Origin of the sequence: Streptomyces sp. NPDC006925 (genome assembly GCF_042869575.1) — a bacterium.
GTDB lineage: Bacteria > Actinomycetota > Actinomycetes > Streptomycetales > Streptomycetaceae > Streptomyces.
This window is the reverse complement of record NZ_JBIAGB010000006.1, coordinates 248162-267396: the sequence shown is the minus strand read 5'-3', so window position 1 is coordinate 267396 and position 19235 is coordinate 248162. Positions and strand designations below refer to the sequence as shown.

Annotated in this window: 18 protein-coding genes and 1 pseudogene; 14 read left to right on the top strand and 5 right to left on the bottom strand. The window is 72.9% G+C overall.

The genetic code is table 11. The features are described from left to right. Positions 1-4: 4 nt before the first annotated feature. Positions 5-895 carry a DUF5936 domain-containing protein gene (locus tag ACFYNS_RS11890; protein ID WP_388602335.1) on the top strand — a complete coding sequence of 297 codons (891 nt, stop codon included), beginning with the start codon at positions 5-7 and terminating at the stop codon, positions 893-895. 77 nt (positions 896-972) lie between these two features. Here the strand turns inward: ACFYNS_RS11890 and ACFYNS_RS11885 are convergent. Continuing rightward, positions 973-1404, bottom strand: a pseudogene (locus ACFYNS_RS11885) (transglycosylase family protein); the annotation flags it as partial. 1094 nt (positions 1405-2498) lie between these two features. On the opposite strand from ACFYNS_RS11885, the gene ACFYNS_RS11880 reads away from it, so the two are divergent. The 5 genes from ACFYNS_RS11880 (at position 2499) to ACFYNS_RS11860 (ending at position 5642) form a co-directional block, all read left to right on the top strand. Then, positions 2499-2702 carry a hypothetical protein gene (locus tag ACFYNS_RS11880; RefSeq protein ID WP_360301156.1) on the top strand — a complete coding sequence of 68 codons (204 nt, stop codon included), beginning with the start codon at positions 2499-2501 and terminating at the stop codon, positions 2700-2702. A 53-nt stretch (positions 2703-2755) separates the two neighbouring features. Beyond that, positions 2756-3457, top strand: coding sequence for a hypothetical protein (locus ACFYNS_RS11875; RefSeq protein ID WP_388602333.1), 702 nt, complete (start codon positions 2756-2758; stop codon positions 3455-3457). 32 nt (positions 3458-3489) lie between these two features. Then, a complete protein-coding gene (locus ACFYNS_RS11870) occupies positions 3490-4086 on the top strand; it encodes a hypothetical protein (protein ID WP_360301161.1) in 597 nt (198 codons plus the stop codon). A 3-nt stretch (positions 4087-4089) separates the two neighbouring features. Continuing rightward, positions 4090-4845 carry an OmpA family protein gene (locus ACFYNS_RS11865; RefSeq protein WP_360301164.1) on the top strand — a complete coding sequence of 252 codons (756 nt, stop codon included), beginning with the start codon at positions 4090-4092 and terminating at the stop codon, positions 4843-4845. A gap of 137 nt (positions 4846-4982) precedes the next feature. After that, complete coding sequence (locus tag ACFYNS_RS11860) at positions 4983-5642, top strand: hypothetical protein (protein WP_388602329.1); 660 nt, start codon at positions 4983-4985, stop codon at positions 5640-5642. Positions 5643-5657: 15 nt separating this feature from the next. Here the strand turns inward: ACFYNS_RS11860 and ACFYNS_RS11855 are convergent, their stop codons facing one another. After that, complete coding sequence (locus ACFYNS_RS11855; protein WP_388602326.1) at positions 5658-6587, bottom strand: hypothetical protein; 930 nt, start codon at positions 6585-6587, stop codon at positions 5658-5660. A 187-nt stretch (positions 6588-6774) separates the two neighbouring features. Continuing rightward, entirely contained in the window at positions 6775-6996 is a 222-nt protein-coding gene (locus ACFYNS_RS11850) for a hypothetical protein (RefSeq protein ID WP_276478075.1), read from the bottom strand. A gap of 199 nt (positions 6997-7195) precedes the next feature. On the opposite strand from ACFYNS_RS11850, the gene ACFYNS_RS11845 reads away from it, so the two are divergent. Continuing rightward, positions 7196-7957, top strand: a complete 762-nt coding sequence (locus tag ACFYNS_RS11845) for a prepilin peptidase (RefSeq protein ID WP_388602324.1) — start codon at positions 7196-7198, stop codon at positions 7955-7957. Between the two features lie 153 nt (positions 7958-8110). On the opposite strand, the gene mgrA is transcribed toward ACFYNS_RS11845, so the two are convergent. Then, positions 8111-9205, bottom strand: coding sequence for an L-glyceraldehyde 3-phosphate reductase (gene mgrA / locus ACFYNS_RS11840; protein ID WP_388602322.1), 1095 nt, complete (start codon positions 9203-9205; stop codon positions 8111-8113). A gap of 148 nt (positions 9206-9353) precedes the next feature. Here mgrA and ACFYNS_RS11835 point away from each other — a divergent pair, with 148 nt between their 5' ends. The 4 genes from ACFYNS_RS11835 (at position 9354) to ACFYNS_RS11820 (ending at position 14847) form a co-directional block, all read left to right on the top strand. Further along, entirely contained in the window at positions 9354-10115 is a 762-nt protein-coding gene (locus ACFYNS_RS11835) for an isoprenyl transferase (protein ID WP_360302047.1), read from the top strand. 567 nt (positions 10116-10682) lie between these two features. Beyond that, positions 10683-12023: a PhoH family protein gene (locus ACFYNS_RS11830; RefSeq protein WP_360302050.1), complete on the top strand. Its 1341-nt coding sequence runs from the start codon at positions 10683-10685 to the stop codon at positions 12021-12023. Between the two features lie 418 nt (positions 12024-12441). After that, a complete protein-coding gene (locus ACFYNS_RS11825) occupies positions 12442-13176 on the top strand; it encodes a transglycosylase SLT domain-containing protein (RefSeq protein ID WP_360302053.1) in 735 nt (244 codons plus the stop codon). A gap of 261 nt (positions 13177-13437) precedes the next feature. Beyond that, positions 13438-14847, top strand: a complete 1410-nt coding sequence (locus tag ACFYNS_RS11820; RefSeq protein WP_360302056.1) for an AI-2E family transporter — start codon at positions 13438-13440, stop codon at positions 14845-14847. Positions 14848-14936: 89 nt separating this feature from the next. Here the strand turns inward: ACFYNS_RS11820 and ACFYNS_RS11815 are convergent, their stop codons facing one another. After that, a complete protein-coding gene (locus tag ACFYNS_RS11815) occupies positions 14937-17027 on the bottom strand; it encodes an alpha/beta-hydrolase family protein (protein WP_388602318.1) in 2091 nt (696 codons plus the stop codon). Positions 17028-17265: 238 nt separating this feature from the next. On the opposite strand from ACFYNS_RS11815, the gene ACFYNS_RS11810 reads away from it, so the two are divergent. The 3 genes from ACFYNS_RS11810 to ACFYNS_RS11800 all read left to right on the top strand — a co-directional run bounded on the left by ACFYNS_RS11810 (position 17266) and on the right by ACFYNS_RS11800 (position 19190). Then, positions 17266-17790: a PadR family transcriptional regulator gene (locus tag ACFYNS_RS11810; RefSeq protein WP_360289703.1), complete on the top strand. Its 525-nt coding sequence runs from the start codon at positions 17266-17268 to the stop codon at positions 17788-17790. 141 nt (positions 17791-17931) lie between these two features. Beyond that, positions 17932-18867 carry an SPFH domain-containing protein gene (locus tag ACFYNS_RS11805; RefSeq protein WP_388602317.1) on the top strand — a complete coding sequence of 312 codons (936 nt, stop codon included), beginning with the start codon at positions 17932-17934 and terminating at the stop codon, positions 18865-18867. A gap of 143 nt (positions 18868-19010) precedes the next feature. Beyond that, positions 19011-19190: a hypothetical protein gene (locus ACFYNS_RS11800; protein WP_360289711.1), complete on the top strand. Its 180-nt coding sequence runs from the start codon at positions 19011-19013 to the stop codon at positions 19188-19190. The last annotated feature ends 45 nt before the right edge of the window (positions 19191-19235 follow it).

The window sequence follows — 19235 nt, the reverse complement described above, 5'->3', positions numbered from 1 at the left end:
GCCCGTGCTCGCTCTCGGACTCGCCGCCCTCTGCGCGCTCGCCGTCCTCGGCGCCTTCCTCGGCCTCCGGTTGTACCGCGCGGAGGCCAGGCTCCCGCCCGACCTGGCCGTCGCGCTGGAAGTCGGTGCCACCCGCACCTCCACGGGAGAGGCCGCCGTCGACCGGCTCGGCATGCGGCTCGCGCCGCTGGTGCTGCGGCTGATGGGCCCCAAACAGGTCGCGGCCAAGCGCCGCCGGATCGACCAGGCCGGCAACCCCGGCGGTCTCACGCTCCAGCGCTACGCCGCCCGCCGCGCCGTCTACGGCGCGTTCGGCCTCGGCATGGGACTGGTGGGACTGTGGGCGGGCAGCCTCTTCTTCACCGCGCTCGTGCTGGCCTTCGGCTGGTTCGCGGCCGACCTCGCCATCCGGCAGGCGATCAAGGAGCGGCGACGCGTCATCGAACGCACCCTGCCCGACTTCCTCGACGTGCTGGCCGTCGTGGTCTCCGCCGGACTCGGCTTCCGGCAGGCGCTGGAGCGCGTCGCCGACCGCTACCGGGGACCGTGGGCCGACGAACTGCGCATCACGCTCCGCCAGATGGACATGGGCGTCAGCCGCCGCCAGGCCTTCGACGAACTGCGCGCACGCAACGCCAGCGACGAGGTCGACCAGTTCGTCACCGCGCTTCAGCAGGGCGAGGAGCTCGGCGCCCCGATCGCCGAGACGCTCATCCAGATCGCCACCGACATGCGCCGCACCGACGCCCAGAACGCGCGCCGCAAGGCGGCCAAGACCGTGCCCAAGGCCACCATGACCACCATCGCCTTCCTGCTCCCCGGCACCCTCATCCTCATCGTCGCCACCTTCATCCTGGGCTCCGACACGGACTTCGGCGCGGTGCTGGGCGGCTGAGCCCGGCAGCGGCGCCGGGCTACGTCCTGTCACCGCCGACCACGGTGCAGGAGCGGGCGGACTTGGCCTGCGGGCGGTCTGTTCGGGGCGGTCTGCTCGGGTTCCGCCTTCTCGGGCGCCGCCTTCTCGGGTGCGGACTTGTGCTGCGGCTGGGGCTGGTTGCCGTCGGGGTTCACCTCGGCGGCGGGGCCGCCGGCGGTCAGGCCGCCGGCTCCGGCGCAGGCCCAGGCGCCGGGTCCCTGCATGTCGAGGAGTTTCTCGGCGACGGCGATCTGCTGGTCCTTGGTGGCCGGGTCGGCGCGGGAGGCGTAGGCGGTGCCGCCTGCCGCGGCCCAGCTCGACTGGGAGAACTGCAGGCCGCCGTAGTAGCCGTTGCCGGTGTTGGCCTGCCAGTTGCCGCTCGACTCGCACTGGGCCACCTTGTCCCAGGTGCCGACGGAAGCCGCGTCGGCGTTGCCGGTCGCGAACAGCGGCAGCACGACCCCCGCGTCTCCTGCGGTCAGCGCCAGGACGGCACGCTCCTGAGGTGGTTCCGGGACTTTCGGGCATGCTTTCCAGGCATAGGGGAGTTCCTCTCCTCCTCCTGCGAGCTGAGCTGTCGGATTCGGGTCGGAGTGGTAGTCCGGCCGCAACGAGCGCCTCTCTGCGGCACCGTCACGGCTTCCCCCCCCAAGCTCTCCGGGACATCGGTCCCGCAGGGCACTTACCTGGTTCCCCCGCTCCTGCCGACGGTGGGTTCTCGCAGACCAGCGGCAGGACTCGGCGTCCGGCTGGGAACCGCCGCACGTCGGGCGCGACAGCCGGGGCACCTTGGGCACACATATTTCCGGCGCACAAGAGAATGATCGTCGGGCCGTCTCCGTCCGGATGCGGCGGATTTCACGTCCGAATGGTCTTCTCGATCGCATCACCGGGCTGTACTGCGGGAAGGGCGGAGTGCTGTGCGAACGCGGCGAAAGAGGAGGTCCGTTGTTTCCGGAGTCGCTGTGAATCGACTCGCGGTGCCGCGTATCCGAACGCCCGCTTTCCGTGCGTGAATTCAAAGGAGGGGTGATTGCCCGGTGAGGGGCGGTTGGCGTTATGCCCCTTGCGTCGTGTATGGAAGTCATGTCGTGCGGGGAGGAGAGGTTGCGAAGGGGGCGCACGGGGCATCTCGCTCGCTATGGTGAGGGTCGGTACGTGTGCAGCCCGCATCCGCTCAACGCGCGCACTCAGCACGGGTGTTCCCGTGCGTGTGCGCCGCCCGCCCTGTCGCCACGGTCCGTCGAGAGGAGGCGGCGTCGGTCCATGTCCGGCTTACTCCCCGCCCTCCCCGCCGTCCGGCGTGCCGGAACGTGCCCGTCCGCGCCCGGTGCGGCCGCGATCGCGGCACCTGTTGCCGTCCACCCCTTCGCCGCCGCAATGAGTTGTGGCACAGTCTGCATTCGGACAGCGACTGTTAGCTACACCGCGGGGTACCGGCAGGAGGGGGCCGAGGTGACATCACGCCGCTGCCGCCCCGGCACCGGCCGCCGTGCGGGGCGGGTGGGCCCGATCGTCCGGAACGACACGGGGGCGTATCCCTCCAGGGGTACCGAGTCAGCCAGCAACGGAGGAGAGCCCGATGCCGAACGGCACGCGCGGACGCATCCGCACCCGCCTCGCCCTGCTGCGGGGCAGGGGCGGGGACCGGGGCGCCAACTCGATCGAATACGCCGGGATCGTCATCCTCGTCGCGGGCATCATCCTCGCCATCCGGGCGCTGGGGCTCGACTCGCTGATCTCGGGCGCCATCATCAACGCGGTGACCGCCGTGCTGGGCGGCTGAGCGCGCGCCGTCCGTCCGGCGACGGCGGCCAGACGGTCCTGCTCTACGGAGCGGTGATCGCCGGTCTGTTGTTCCTCGCCTTCGCCTTCTTCGCCGTGGCCCAGGCAGCGACCGTGCGCAACGGCGGTCAGACCGCCGCGGACGCGGCGGCGCTCGGTGCCGCCGAGGACGATCGCCGGCAGTTCTTCGACGGCTTCCTGGGCGCGGTCGAGTCCGCGCGGGGCTGGCAGGACTGGTTGGCCGCCGGGGCCCCGCTGACCGGCGACGGCTGCGGCGCGGCCGCGCACTTCGCGGACCGCAACCGTTCCGACCTGCTCACCTGCGACCCGGTCACGCAGGACGGCGACCTCGGCTACCGGGTCGGGATCGAGACGCGGTTCGACACCGGACGCACGATCGTCCCCGGCGCGGACAACAGGACGGCCAAGGCCACCGCCACCGCGGTGCTCCGACCGCGCTGCGTCGCGGACGGTCCCGATGAGGACGGCACGGGCGACGACAGCAGCGACGGCGCCGAGAGCGATGAGAACGGCACCGGCCCCGGTGGGGACGGCAGTGACGACGGCACCGGCGACGGCAGCGACGGCGGTGCCGGCGACGGCAGCGAGGACAGCGACGACACCGACGACACCGACGGGGACAGCGCCGAGGAGATCCGGCTGCGCTGCGACGGCGAGGACCTGGCGATCGACCCCGAGCACGCGGGGCGCGACCTGAAACCGTCCGACCTGTTCTCGGTGGTGCTGGTCGAATGACGAGCGAACGACGAACGAGAGTCGAGTGGTCCATGAATCATCGGCGCGTCCTGCGGGCCCGCAGGACCATGACCGCGGTGGTCCTCGCGGCCGGACTGGCCTTCACCGCCGGGTGCGGCGGGGGCGACGACGGCGGCGACGGCAAGCAGCCCCGGTCCTCCGAGAAGGCCGACGGCAGCGGCGGAGGCTCGGACGGCGGACGCTCCGGCGCCCCCGCGGACGGCGAGCCGCTGGCGGAGGTGCGCGGCGGCGAGGACATCACCCTCACCATCACCTCGGCCCGCCGCGAGTCCGGCGGCTTCGTGACGGTCAGGGGCAAGGTGACCAACGGGGGCGGCAAGGCGTGGGTGGCACCCGGTTGGGAGGGTGACGAGTCCGAAGTCGCCCTGCGCAACAAGTTGTCGGTCGCCGGTGCCAAACTCGTCGACAAGAAGGGCAAGAAGCGCTATCTCGTCCTCAGGGACACCGAGGGCAAGTGCCTGTGCACCTCGTTCGGCCAGCCGGTGCTCGCCGGGAAGTCGAAGACCTGGTACGCGCAGTTCCCCGCCCCGCCGGAAGGCAACGACGAGGTCGAGTTCCAGATCGCGGACATGCCTCCCGCCGGTGTGACGATCTCTGAAGGGGAGTGAGGGATGGGCTTCACCCGGTGGCAGCTCGCCGCCAGAGCCGCGGCGGCCTCATCCGCCTCCGCCGCCCTCGTCCTGGGGATCACAGCACCCGCCGCGCGCGCGGACGATCCCACCCCGGGGCCGACTCCGTCCGTCCCGGACATCGCGACCCGCTACCCCACCGACGACCCCACCGGCATCCCCACCGGGCAGGCGCCCTCGCTGCCCGGCGAGAAGGGCCCCGGGGATCCCGGATTCAGCGCGCCGCCGGACGACTTCAAGGACTCCGGGACGCCTGTGCGGGTGGACGCGAAGGCCGATGGGCTGCGCCTGGCCGCGGGCGCGAAGCTCGCGGAGCCCAAGGTGCTGGACATCAAGTTCGTGACCGAGGACCTCGGCGGCGAGGAGCGCCGCGAGGACAGCTCGGCGAGGACGAAGTTCACCCTCCAGGCCGAGGTGCTCTTCGCCAAGAACAGCGCCGAACTCGGCAGCGGTGCGAAGGACCGGATCGAGACCATCGCGGACGAGATCGAGAAGCAGGGCAGCACCGAGGTCAACGTCTTCGGCTTCACCGACGACCTGGGCTCCTACGCGCACGGCAAGACGCTCTCCAAGAAGCGGGCGGCGGCTGTCCAGACGGCGCTGGCCCGGAAGCTGGGCTCCGAGGTCAGCTTCAACGTGCGGGGCTACAGCGAGGACTACCCGGTCGCCGACAACGGGACCGAGGAGGGGCGGGCGAAGAACCGCCGCGTGGAGGTGTCCTTCCCCAAGAAGGACTGACCGGCACCGTGTGCCGCCCGAATCCGTTGCCCCGGCGGCCTCTTGCGGGCCGGGACGGTGCGCCCGATCATGGCGGGGCCGGTCCGGACGGCCCGGGCCGACCGCGGACGGACGGCGGGCCGAGGGGGCGTGCGGGCGTGGCACAGCAGGCGGCGGAACCCGGCGGCGCAGCGAGGGCCGACACCGGACCCGAACCCGGCGGCGCAGCGAGGGCCGACACCGGACCGGAACCCGGCGGGGCAGCGGCGGCGGTGAAGTCGACGGCGCCGAGCGGCGGAGCGCCCGGCGCCGGTCCGCCCGAAATCCCGGGCGGCGTCCGGCTGCGGGCCTGGACGGTCGGGTGGAGTTCCGGCCTGGCACAGGCGCTCGGCGCGGCCGTGCTGCTGGTCACCGAGTGCGTCCGGCAGGACGTGGCGCCCTTCGGCGCCCGGGTGCCCAACGGCGCCCGGCTGCCCGACTACGCGGCCGACTTCCCCCGCCTGGTGGACGCCCTGGACGCGCAGTGGTGGTTCCGCGCGGCGGAGGCGGCCCGGGACGCGTTCAGTTTCGGTGAGCCCCGGGCGGCGCTGTGGGCCGCCGTGTGCGCCGCGCTGGTGGTACGTCTCAACGTCGAAGGACCGCCCCGCACCCAGTGCTTCCTCTCCCTCGCGGGTGCCTGCTACTGCCTCGTCGCCGGGCTCTCGGCGCTGCCGTATCTGGCTCTGGCGGGTGCGGCGCTGCCCTTCGCGCTGCTCGTCGGCGGGCTCGCGGTCGTGCTGGCCACCGCCGTTCCCCGGGTGCGCCGCAGGCCGGGGTGAGCGGGGCGGCGTGCCTCACTCCGTCGCGTCGGCCGTGCACAGCGTGCGGTCGCCGCCGTCGATCCGCCACCGCCAATAGCGGGAGTGCGATGCGGGGTCGTTCTCCCGGCAGGGAGCGGTGTCGGCGCGGACGCCGGTGACCCGCAGCAGCCGGTCGTACCGGCCCTGGCCGGAGGGCGGGGCCGCGGAGCAGGCGGGTGCGGACATCAGCGCGGCACGCATCCGGCCGTCGTCTGCCTCGGCCAGCAGGCACTGGCCGGTCCGGAACTGCCGGGTGAGGCACAGCGTCGTGCTGCCGCCCCTCCAGGTGGCCCGGCCGTTCCCGGTGGGGCACGCGGGGTCGCTCGTGCTGTCGGCCGGTGAACGGCGCACGGCGGTCACCCGGGTGAAGGCGCGGTCGTCGCCGCAGTCGATCCGGGTGGCCTCGGTGGGCGCCGGACGGTTCCACCCCGAGCCGTTGCCGTGCACGGTCAGGCACTGCCCCGCACGTACCGAGCGGAACGCGGTCTCCTCGTCGCCGGATCCCGGTCCCGTGGCGGGGCCGGTGCCGCCGGGCGCGGGGCTCCCGGGCGGGTGCGGTGCGCCACTGCGATCCGGCCCGGTGGCGGGCGCCGGTGCGGGGGAGGAACTGCTGCCCGCACCGGGGTGCGGGGCGGCTGACGCGGTGGTGCTGCCGGGGCCGGAGGCAGGCCGGGCGGTTTCGGTGCCGTCCGCGGAGCCGGGCGGGCTGACGACCCGGGGGAGGATCAGTGTCGCGAACAGCGCGCAGGCGACCAGCAGTCGCCGCCGCCCGCGCCGGGCCCGCTCCGCGGCCTCGTGCTCGGCTGCCTCGTCGTCGCCCGGCCCGGGACTGTCGTCCTCGGGGGCGGGCCCGTCGTGCTCGGGTGCGGCGGAGCCGTCCGCCGCCCGCGGCCGAGTCCGCTGCCGCAGTCCGCGCTTGTGCACCGCGCCTCCGTCCGCCGGTGGGGCCCGCGTGTCGCGGGTTCCGCTGACCCGCCACATGGTCGCGGATCAACGGACGGGTGACGAGACCCCGTTCGGCGGGAGGTGCGGTGCGAGTGCGCCGAAGTGGCGCGGAGAGGAGGGTGAGCCGGGGCTCACCGGAGGGAGGAGATGGTCGAGGCGGCGGCCCTCACGCCGCCTCGACCATCTCGGCACGAACGGCGCGCTGCCACTGCCCGCGCAGCCGGTCAAGCTCGGCCAGAGCTTCCTTCGACCAGAGGGTGCGGCCGGCGACGAAGTTCCTGATCGCGTCGTTGGCCGCGGTGACGGAGGTCTCCGGTGCGGGCGCAGCGCCCGCGGCGGTCTCCTGGAGCCGTCCGGGCTCTCCGGGCCCGGTGGAAGTCGATGTCATACGCACTACAGTACGGCCCCCCACTGACAACGGCAGGTGGATAACGAGGCGCCGGGGACGGCTGGTTGGTGCTGCGTCGCAGGTGTCGGCGCTGTCCCGCTCCGGGATGCTCCGCGCCGGTGTGAGATGAATCGCTCCCGAAGCCCTCCGTACGGGCGAGTAGGGGCGTTTGGCCACAGGCCCCGCGTAGGCTCGCGGTGTGCCGCCGCTGGAGTGGATCGCGATACCGGCCGCCGCCGCCTACGGCGCCGCGGCGTGCTCCCTGCTGCCCCGGGCCGTCTACCGGCTTTCGGTGGAACCAGGGGAGCCGTGGCGCGGGAGCTGCCCCCGCGGGCATCCGCTGGGCGGGGGAGTGCGGGGTCTGCTGGGTCCCGCCACGTGCGCCGCGTGCGCCGGGAGCCAGGAGCCCGAGTGGGCGTACGGGCGCGGGAGGGGCGCTCTCGCGCTGCTCGGCGCGCTCGCCTGCGCCGGACTGGCCGCGGCCGCCGGGCTGCGTCCGGAGCTGGCGGTGTGGCTGCTGGTCGTGCCGGTGGCCCTGCTGCTGGCGGCGGTCGACCACGCGGTGATGCGGCTGCCGGACCTGCTGACCCTGCCGCTGGCGGGCGGTACGGCCGTACTGCTGGGCGGCGCGGCGCTGCTGCCCGACGCGGGCGGGAGCTGGAGCCGGGCCCTGCTGGGCGGGCCGGCGCTGGCAGGGGCCTTCTTCGTGCTGTTCCTGATCAGTCCGCGCGCGGTGGCCTTCGGCGACGTCAAGCTCGCGCTGTCGGTGGGGGTCGCTCTTGGGTGGTACGGCTGGGGGGTGCTGTTCGCCGGCGCGTTCCTCGGCTTCCTGGCCGCCGCGGGCTACGGCCTCACCCTCGTGGCGACCGGCCGCGCCCGCCGGGACAGCGCCCTGGCCTTCGGTCCCTTCATGGTGCTCGGGGCGGTGGCCGGAGTCGCGCTGGGCGCGCTGGCGGCGTGAAGGCCCGGATCCGCTTGTGCGACACGGCCGTTGGTGTGCGGAAGATCGCACCCGAGGGGCTATGGTGGGAACCCCCCCTCGGGCCGGTCCGTATCCCCCCACGGACCGGCCCGCTTTATGTTCCCCAGGCCCTTTCGGGCCCCGCGGCAGCGGTCAGGAGTTGCTGCTGGCGGCCCAGATGTTGGCGCCGGGCTCCGAGACGGCCAGTTCGTCGATCTCCGCCAGCTCACCGTCGGTGAGACTCCCGGCACCCAGCGCAGCGACATTGGCCTCCAGCTGCGCCACGGAGCTGGCGCCGATCAGTGCCGAGGTCATCCGCGGGTCGCGCAGCACCCAGCGGAGCGCCAACTGGGCGAGGGACTGCCCGCGCCGCTCGGCGATGCCGTTCAGGCCGCGCAGCCGCCGCACGACCTCGTCCGTCAGCAGCGCCGGGTCCAGGGACTTGCCCTGGGCGGCCCGGGAGCCCTCCGGGACACCGCCGAGGTACTTGTCCGTGAGCAGCCCCTGGGCGAGCGGCGCGAAGGCGATGCAGCCCATGCCCTCGTCCTCCAGCGTGTCCAGCAGCCCGTCGTCCTCGGTCCAGCGGTTGATCATCGAGTAGGAGGGCTGGTGGATGAGCGCCGGCACCCCCATCTCGCGCAGCAGCCGGGCGGCCTCGCGGGTGCGCGCCGCGCTGTAGGAGGAGATGCCCGCGTACAGCGCCTTGCCCTGCTGGACGGCGCTCGCGAGCGCGCCCATGGTCTCCTCGAGCGGGGTCTCGGGGTCGTGGCGGTGGGAGTAGAAGATGTCCACGTACTCCAGGCCCATCCGGCTCAGCGACGCGTCGAGCGAGGAGAGCAGGTACTTGCGCGAGCCCCAGTCGCCGTAGGGCCCCGGGTGCATCGGATAGCCGGCCTTGGTCGAGACGACCAGCTCGTCGCGGTAGGGCCGGAAGTCCTGCGCGAAGAGGCGGCCGAAGTTCAGCTCGGCGGACCCGGCCGGGGGACCGTAGTTGTTGGCCAGGTCGAAGTGGGTCACTCCCAGGTCGAAGGCGCGGCGCAGGATGTCCCGCTGGGTGGCCAGCGGACGGTCGTCGCCGAAGTTGTGCCACAGCCCCAGCGAGATCGCGGGCAGCTTCAGCCCGGAGCGGCCGGTGCGGCGGTACTCCATGGTGTCGTAGCGCGCGGGGTCCGCACGGTGCAGCGTGTCGGACGGTACGGCTGTGGGGACAGGGACGGGGGATGTGGTGAGGTGCGTGCCGTGCGTCATATGCCTTTTCCTATCACCGTGCCGGTGCCGGCCCCGCTCCCGGTCACCGGGGCGGCACCGCGACCGTGACCGGCTCGGTTCGTACGCTCGGGCGAACGGCAGTAGGGTGCTGGAATCCCGACTCGGCACGGAGAGGCTGGCCGTTCCCATGAAGTTGCGCGACCTGGTGTACAAGCTCTACGCGCGCCGGGTGGAGGACCGTCTCGACCACGACCAGGCCCCCAAGCACATCGGCGTCATCCTGGACGGCAACCGGCGCTGGGCCCGCGCCGCCGGCGGGACGACCGAGCAGGGACACAAGGCGGGCGCCTCCAAGATCGAGGAGCTGCTCGGCTGGTGCGCCGAGACGGATGTCGAGGTCGTCACGCTCTGGCTGCTGTCGACGGACAACCTGAACCGCCCGGAGAGCGAACTGCTCCCGCTCCTGGGCATCATCGAGGACACCGTGCGCGACCTGGCCGCCGACGGGCGCTGGCGCGTGCACCACGTCGGGCAACTCGACCTGCTGCCGGCCGGCACCCAGAAGGTGCTCAAGGAGGCCGAGCAGAAGGCGGGGGACATCGACGGAATACTGGTGAACGTCGCCGTCGGGTACGGCGGCCGGCAGGAGATCACCGACGCCGTCCGCTCACTGCTGAGCGACCGCGCCGCGCGCGGGACGAGCCTTGACGAGTGCGCGGAGAGCCTCACCGTCGAGGACATCTCGGAGCACCTCTACACCAGGGGGCAGCCCGACCCCGACCTGATCATCCGCACCAGCGGGGAGACCCGGCTGTCCGGCTTCATGCTCTGGCAGAGCGCCCATTCGGAGTACTACTTCTGCGAGGTGCTCTGGCCCGGCTTCCGCAAGGTCGACTTCCTGCGTGCCCTGCGCGACTACGCCGCGCGCCACCGGCGGTACGGCGGCTGACGCCCGCCACCGGCGGACGTCCGCCCTCGGCGCCACCGTCCGCCCCGGCGCCACCGCCACCGCCCACCGCCACCGCCCGGCCCGACGGCCGCCGAGGCCGCCCCTGGACCCGGGCGACGAACTCCGACTCCGCGCCCCGCCGGGAGTGTCCGCGTCGGAGCCGCCCCCCGCCTCCGGAGCCCGGGCTCCGGAGCGCCGACCGGCACGGCTCCGGTACTCCGTACGGCCGACCCGGACCCCGGCCCCCGGTTGTCTCCCCTCACCCCTGTCGGCCGACCGGCCTCGGCCGCCCCGCGCGGGCGTGCTGCGACGCAGGGGGCGGCTGATTGCATGCCTGGCCACTCGGCAGGGAATATCCCTCACGACCGTGCCCCTCCCAGGGGGCGTGGTCGCCGGGAGGCCCTTTGGACACCACGGACGCCCCCGGACCGCGCGGAGCAGCAACGCGCGCGGCACGGGCGCAGGACGCGGAGGGCCGGAGCCCGGCCCGCGTGGTGCGGGCCGACTCCGGTCTCTTCCCCCGCGACGCCGTCGCTCCCGACCTCATCCGAGGGGGTTCGTCCCACCGTGGTGATCAGCAAGAAGCGCAGCGATTCCGGCCGACGCACGTATGTCATCGACACGAGCGTCCTGCTGGCGGATCCGGCAGCCATGGACCGGTTCGAGGAGCACGAGATCGTGCTCCCCGTGGTCGTCGTCACCGAGTTGGAGGCCAAGCGCAACCACCCAGAGCTGGGCTACTTCGCCCGGCAGGCCCTCCGCAAGCTCGACGAGTACCGCATCCGCCACGGCCGGCTCGACGCGCCGATCCCGATCGGCGACACGGGCGGCACGCTCCGGGTGGAGCTGAACCACTCGGACCCGGCGGTACTGCCGGCCGCGTTCCTCAATCCGCACGGTCGGCTGGAGGACAACGACGGGCGGATCCTCGCCGTGGCCCGCAATCTGCAGGCGGAGGGGTATGACGTCACGGTCGTCTCGAAGGATCTGCCGCTGCGGATCAAGGCGTCGTCCGTGGGCTTGCTGGCCGAGGAGTACCGGGCCGAGCTGGCCGTCACCGATTCCGGCTGGACGGGGATGGCCGAACTCACGCTCCCGGGCGAGGACGTGGACGAACTCTTCGCCGAGGAGAGCACGGCCCTGCCGCACGACGCCCCGGAACTGCCCGTGCACACCGGACTGGTGCTGCAGTCGGAGAAGGGGAAGGCGCTCGGCCGGGTGACGGCGGACGGCCGGATCCGGTTGGTGCGCGGCGACCGGGAGGCGTTCGGCATCAAGGGCCGCAGCGCCGAGCAGCGGATCGCGCTGGATCTGCTGCTCGACCCGGAGGTCGGCATCATGTCGATGGGCGGGCGCGCGGGCACCGGCAAGAGCGCGCTGGCGCTCTGCGCCGGGCTGGAGGCGGTGCTGGAGCGCAGGCAGCACAGCAAGGTGATGGTCTTCCGGCCGCTGTACGCGGTCGGCGGGCAGGACCTGGGGTATCTGCCGGGCTCCGAGGCGGAGAAGATGAACCCCTGGGCGCAGGCCGTCTTCGACACGCTCTCGGCGGTCACCAGCCGGGAGGTCATCGAGGAGGTGGTGGGCCGCGGCATGCTGGAGGTGCTGCCGCTCACCCACATCAGGGGCCGTTCGCTGCACGACGCGTTCGTCATCGTCGACGAGGCCCAGTCGCTGGAGCGCAATGTGCTGCTGACGGTGCTCTCGCGGATCGGCACCGACTCGCGGGTCGTCCTCACCCACGACGTGGCGCAGCGGGACAACCTGCGGGTGGGGCGGTACGACGGAGTCGTCGCGGTGGTGGAGCGGTTGAAGGGTCATCCGCTCTTCTCACACATCACCCTGACGCGTTCGGAGCGTTCCCCGATTGCCGCACTGGTGACCGAAATGCTGGAGGAGGGTCGCGTCTGACCTGCACTGATCTCGGCGGCGGGCCGGACGGAGCCCGCTAGCCACCTCCGCGGGAACCGGGCCCCGTGCGCAAGGGCGCAGCACCTTAGCGGCACGGGGCCTGCTCGCGCTCCTGTTTCCGGGATTCCTGTCCCCCAAACGCCGTGTGAGCTTTCCCACTCGGCACGGAATTGCTTCGGCGCGTCCGGTTCCGGCAGGGTGTGGTTTCTGTCAGGCCCCGCATACGGCACATCCGCACCACCAACGGTGCGACACCGCAACGCAGTACAGAACTGAACAGCAGTCGCCGTATGCCGCCCGAAGCACCACGCGGGCTCTCCCGTCGGGGGAGACCCACCGGGCCCGTGTCTCCCGTGGCCAGAACGAGGGAGGCCAGTGCCAGGGGCACGATTGCGTCCGCGAGGTCACCCCAGCGGGCATGTTGGAAGGAAACCGTGTGACTGCTCGGATTTCGGTCCGGGGATTCGCCGTGGCGTCCGCCACCGCGGTCACCACCGTCGGCGCCGTCGTCGGTGTTGCCGCAGGCGCCGACCAGGGCCAGGCGTCCGGTGACGCCGAGGCCACCGCCGCCCAGGCGACGCTCCTGGAGGACATACCAGCCGGGTCGCAGGCCCGGGCGCAGAGTGCCTCCCTGACCCAGCAGGTCGACGCCGCCTCGTCCGCGGCCGACGCCGAGGCGCGGAAGTCCGCCGAGGAGGCCGCCCGCAAGCAGGCCGCCGAGGACGCCGCCGCCAAGAAGGCGAAGGCCGAGAAGGAAGCGGCAGCGGAGAAGGCCGCCGAGAAGGCCGAGAAGCGCGACGAGGTCAAGTCGGCCGCGAGCCGGTCCGACGAGCGCGCGAACTTCGCCCAGAAGTCGTCGTACTCCACCGCAGAGGTGCAGTCGATGGCCAAGCAGATCGTCGGCGGCGGCCAGTACCAGTGCTTCTCGTCGATCGTCTCCCGCGAGTCCGGCTGGAACTACCGCGCGACCAACGCCTCCTCGGGTGCCTACGGACTCGTCCAGGCGCTGCCGGGCTCCAAGATGGCCTCGGCGGGTGCCGACTGGCGGACGAACCCGGCCACCCAGATCAAGTGGGGCCTCAACTACATGAACGACCGGTACGGAAGCCCCTGTGGTGCGTGGGACTTCTGGCAGGCCAACCACTACTACTGAGCCGAACCGGTCCAGCGCAGCTCACCGGACCCCCGGAGGTCCGGAACGGGATGCCCCTCGTGGCGATCTGTGAAGATCGACCCGGGGGGCATCCCCTTTTTCGCGGGTCGGCCCGGACGGGGCCGGGACTCGGGCGTCGGCACGGCGGGGCCCCGCGGCGGGCCGTCGGCCGGGGGATCTGGTTCCCGAAGCAACCATCGGCACGGGTAACGTCGTCCCTCACACGGCGAAGCCACTGGCCCCGGGGGCGGAGGAAGCGGAATGACGAGCAGGACGGACAGGCTCAGGGTGGCCGTGGGCCGCTGGGCCGCGAAGGCCGCCGAGCGGCGTGCCGAAGCGGAGCGCGGCTCGGGTGCCGCGCGCCGGTCCGACGGCATCGACCCGGAGCTCTCCAACACCGAGGCGGGCCGGGCCCAGGCCGAGGCGGAGGCCGGTGACGCGGGGAACGGCAGCGCCTACGTACCGCCGCCCCCGCAGTACGCGCCCGCCATAGCGGCCAAGCCGGAGCCGTCCGCCGCCGTGCCGTGGGGTGTGCGGGTCGCCGCCGAGGCGGGCTGGCGGCTGCTGGTGCTGGCCGGGGTCATCTGGGTGCTGATGAAGGTCGTCAGCACGATAAGCCTGGTGATCATCGCCTTCTCCGCCGGTCTGCTGATCACCGCGCTGCTGCAGCCCACCGTCGCCAGGCTGCGGCGGATCGGGCTGGGCCGCGGGCTGGCCACCGCCATCACCTTCATCGGCGGCTTCGTCGTCATGGGCCTGGTCGGCTGGTTCGTGGTGTGGCAGGTGATGGAGAACCTGGACACCCTCACCGACAAGGTGCAGGACGGTATCCAGGAGTTGAAGAACTGGGCGCTGAACGGCCCGTTCCACGTCTCCGAGGACCAGATCAACGAGATCGCGCAGAACCTCAGCGACTGGATCGGCGACAACAGCAAGGAGCTGACCTCCGCGGGTATCGAGGGCGTCACCGTCATCCTGGAGTTCCTCTCCGGTGCGCTGCTGGCGATGTTCGTGACCCTCTTCCTGCTCTACGACGGCCGCCGTATCTGGGAGTGGTCGCTCAAGTTCGTCCCCGCGGCCGCCCGCGAGGGGGTGGCGGGAGCCGGTCCGCGCGCCTGGGCCACGCTCACCGGCTACGTCCGCGGGACGGTGATAGTCGCGCTGATCGACGCGATCTTCATCGGGATCGGGCTGTATCTGCTCAACGTCCCGATGGCGGTGCCGCTCGCCGTCTTCATCTTCCTCTTCGCCTTCATCCCGATCATCGGCGCGGTGGTCTCCGGCGCGCTGGCCGTGGTCGTCGCGCTGGTGACCGACGGCATCGTCACGGCGCTGCTGGCGCTGGCCGTCGTGCTGGCCGTGCAGCAGATCGAGAGCCACATCCTCCAGCCCTTCATCCTCGGCCGGCTGGTGCGCGTCCACCCGCTGGCGGTCGTCCTCGGAGTGACCGGCGGCAGTCTGATCGCCGGTATCCCCGGCGCCGTCGTGGCGGTTCCGCTGGTCGCCGTCACCAACACCGTCGTCGGCTACCTCAAGGGCTATGCGCAGGAGCAGACCCTCAGCCGGCTGCGGGAGGCGGCCCCGCGCCCCGCTGATGCCGCCGGGAGCGGGTCCACCGCTCCCGGCTCGGAGCAGCCGGCGCCGCCCGGGAACAGCGGCGCCCAGGAGTGACGACGTGGCCCCGGCCGGCCGCGGGTGCTCTCCGGCGGCCGGAAGTGCCGCGGGGACGGGGCCCGCGGCCGGGCGGCCGGGGCGCCGGTTCAGTAGGGGGCTTCCCGCTGGTCCATGAATCGGCGCAGCTGCGCGGTGTCCTGCTCCGTCCAGCCCGCCGCGGGTGCGACCGCGGCCCAGCCCTCCACCGAGCCGTTGCCGTAGCGGTGGCCGTGCGGGGCGCCGACGCCGTAGGAGACGGCCATGTCCACCGTCGTCTGCCAGAAGGTGACCAGCGGGAACCAGGTGACCTCGTCGGTGATGTCCGGGCCCAGCGGGGCGCGCAGCCACCGGGGCGGTTCGAGCGCGAGATCGGGTGACCACCACACGATCGCGTCCGAGGCGTTCTGCAGATAGACGACACGCGGGCCCTGCCACTCCGACTCCGGGCCCGGCCGTGCGAGGTCCTTCCGCGGCCACTGCGCGAAGCGGAAGTGCCGCCCCTTCTCGTACTCGGGCCGCCAGATCGGGGTGCCCCGGTCGCGGTGCGCGGTCAGCTCCCGGCGGATGGGGGAGAAGTTGGGGGCTCCGGCCAGCAGGGCACCGTCCACCTTGGACAGCATGTCGTCGGGGCCGTCGAACGAGGCTTCGATGCCGTAGGCGCCGAGGGACTCGCCGAAGACGACGAGCTTCGGGCGCTCCTGGGCCGGGATCCGCAGCCAACGGGCCCGGACCGCCTCGACCAGGGCCCGGGTGGCCCGTCCCGCCTGCTCCTTGTCCACCAGGAACGACGCCCAGCTGGGCAGGTAGGAGTACTGCACGGCGACGATCGCGGTGTTCCCGCCGTGCATGTACTCCAGCGGTTCGGCGTCCGTGGAGTTGACCCAGCCCCGGCCGGTGGTACCGGCGATGGCCAGCACGTCCCGGTCGAAGGCGCCGGTGCGCTCCAGCTCCCGTACCGCCAGCTTCGCGCGGGATGTGAAAGTCGGCGCCGACTCCTGGCCGATGTAGACCCGGATCGGCTGCACGGCGGGCTTTCCGGTGACGGTGGTGATCCGGTGCGGCGAGAGCGAGGAGCCGGTGAAATTGCGCCCCTCGTATCCCAGCTCCTCCCAGTGCACCAGTGAGCCGGGGCTGCCGGAGACCAGCGGTGAGGCCGGCTGCACGATGCCGTCCTTCGTACTGCTGTCGGTCTTCTCGGCCAGCCGTGCCGCGACGTCGATGATGCCCCGGTCGAAGACGACGTCGCGGGTCCCGAAGACCACGACGGTGGCGCTGACCAGCAGTCCGACGCCGATGGCCAGCGGGCGCGGCACGAACCGGCCCAGCAGCCGGATCAGGACGCGGGTGCCCAGCCGCACGGCCCGGCCGAGCGCCACCAGCGTGCCGCAGATCGCCATGGCCAGCAGGGCGATCATCAGGGAGTGCCAGGTCAGGGTCTCGGGCATCTCCTGGAGCCGGCGCAGCTCCCGCTGTGCGTCGGCGCTCAGGGAGAGCGCCGCGACGGTGAGGCCGGTGCTGAGCAGGTAGTAGCCGAGCCAGGCCCGGGCCCGCCAGTGCGGCCCCGGTCGTCCGGGCAGCAGGCGGTGCACCCGGCTGCGGTGGCGGCGGTACAGCGGCCCCAGCGCGAGCCGCAGCAGCCACTCCAGCAGTCCGCCGATGGCGTATCCGATGGCGGCCGTGATCCCGCCGATCACCCCCTGCAGCAGCCAGGGCCGGGGTACCAGCGAGGGCGTCAGCGACAGCCAGAAGAACAGCGTCGCGCAGCACAGCGCGGTCAGTCCGGGCCCGCGCCGCAGGACGTAGGCGGGGTCGGCGGGTTCCCAGTAGGGATGCCGGAGGAAGGCGAGTGCCGGGCCGCGCAGGGTGCGCAGCAGGAGCGTGCCCCGCTGCCGCTGCGGGCCCGCTTCCGGGGGCCGGCCGCCGCCTGCCGAACCCGTGGCCTCGTCGTCGGACGGGCGGAGTCCGCGCGGCGGCCCGACGCGGGGACGGGGCAGGCGCACGGTGCGGGGCGGCGGGATGCGGCCGGGCCGCCAGGCGGTGCCGGGGGGCGGTGCCGGCGGTTCCGCGGTTCGGGTGCGGGAGGCGGGTGAATCGGAGGTGGCGGACGGGGTGTCGGACGCGGAGGCGGGCGGGTCGGTGGCCGTGTGCCGGTCCGCGTGCGGTGGTTGCGCGATCCGGTCGTCCGATGCCTGTCCCATCGCCTGCTTCCCGCTCGCTGTCCGCCCACGGTCCCGGCCCCGGCTTCGGGGTCCCGATGCGCTGACGCAAAGGGCGGGCGCCGGGTTGCTCGGGCGCGCGGGGCCCGCGGTCCTATGGGTCCGGGGGAGAGTCCGGGAGGGTTCCGGGGAGATGCGGGGGAGGCTCCGGGTGGGGCGGCGCGAGGTATCGCAGGCGCCTGTATACACAAGGTGTATACACGTGGCGTAGAGTTGTCCCATGTCCATCGGTCACACGCTGCTCGGCTTGCTGGAAACCGGACCCCGCCACGGATACGACCTCAAGCGGGCCTTCGACGAGAGGTTCGGGCAGGACAAGCCCCTGCACTACGGGCAGGTCTACTCGACCATGTCGCGGCTGCTGAAGAACGGGCTCGTGGAGGTCGAGGGCAGGGAGCCCGGCGAGGGCCCCGAGCGCAAGCGGTACGCGATCACCGACGCCGGGGTCACCGATGTGCAGGAGTGGCTGTCCACGCCGGAGAAGCCGGAGCCCTATCTGCACAGCACGCTCTACACCAAGCTCGTACTCGCGCTGCTGACGGGCCGGGACGGTGCCGCACTGCTGGACACCCAGCGCGCCGAGCATCTGCGGCTGATGCGCGAACTGACCCGCCGCAAGACCAGCGGCGACCTTGCCGACCAGCTGATCTGCGACCACGCGCTCTTCCATCTGGAGGCCGATCTGCGCTGGCTGGAGACGGCCGCCGCCCGGCTCGACGCCCTGCGTTCGCAGGTGTGCGACTGACCCTCCACCGGTGCCCGGTCCTGCTCGGTCGTCACCCCGGGCTGGCGGCCCCGGATCCCGGGCGTTAATGTGTTATCACTTTGATAGGGGTGCCGCTGTGGATGGTGCGCACCCGCCCGCACGACCGAACGGGGGAGCACGATGAGCAGTGACCAGCCGACCGACGCACCGGAGATGCCCGCGCCCGAAGTGAAGGAGACGGCGGCGGCCAGCCTGCCCGGCGGCCTCGCGCTGCTGCTGGGCCTGATCGGCTTCCTGCTCGGAGTCGGCGCACTCGTCGTCGGAAGCGGCCTCGCCGCCGGGGACAGCGCCGCGGGCGGCGGGGTCCTGATCGTGCTCGGCATCGTGCTGACGATCGGCTCGGTCTTCGGCATGGCGGGACTGAACATGGTGGCGCCCGGCGAGGCGCGCGTCGTCCAGCTCTTCGGCCGCTACACGGGCACCGTCCGCGCCGACGGACTGCGCTGGGTCAACCCGTTGACCAGCCGCACCAAGATCTCCACCCGGGTCCGCAACCACGAGACGGCGGTCCTCAAGGTCAACGACGCCTACGGCAACCCGATCGAACTCGCCGCGGTCGTCGTCTGGCAGGTCCGGGACACCGCGCAGGCCACCTTCTCGGTGGACGACTACGCGGAGTTCGTCTCCACCCAGACCGAGGCGGCCGTCCGCCACATCGCCATCGAGTACCCGTACGACGCGCTGGAGGAGGGCGGCCTCTCCCTGCGCGGCAACGCCGAGGAGATCACGGAGAAGCTGGCCGCGGAGCTGACCGCCCGGGTACGGGCGGCCGGGGTCTCCGTCGTCGAATCCCGCTTCACCCACCTCGCCTACGCGCCCGAGATCGCCTCCGCCATGCTCCAGCGGCAGCAGGCCGGCGCCGTCGTCGCGGCCCGCAAGCAGATCGTGGAGGGCGCCTGCGGCATGGTCGAGGACGCGCTCGCCCGCATCACGGCGCAGGACTTCGTCGAACTGGACGAGGAGCGCCGGGCCAGCATGGTCAGCAACCTGCTGGTGGTGCTGTGCGGCGACCGCTCCCCGCAGCCGGTGCTGAACGCGGGGTCGCTCTACCAGTGACAGCCCACGGCGAGGGCACCGGAGACGGTGCCGCCGAGGCGGACGCGGGCACCGGTCCGGAGCCCGAGCGGGCGGCCGAGCCCGAGCAGCCGCCCCCGCCGGAGGGGACGAAGGGCAGGTCCGGGCCGCAGCGGCGCAAGCAGGTGCTGCTGCGGCTGGACCCCGCGATGCACGACGCGCTCGCCCGCTGGGCGGCCGACGAACTGCGCTCCACCAACGCGCAGATCGACTACCTGCTGCGCCGGGCCCTCAAGGAGGCGGGCCGCCTGCCCAAGGAGGCCCGCCCCCACCCGCGCCGAGGCCGCCCGCCGAACCCGGACTGAGCCGCGGTGCGGCCCGGCTGCGGCGAGGCCCGCCCCGGCTGCGCC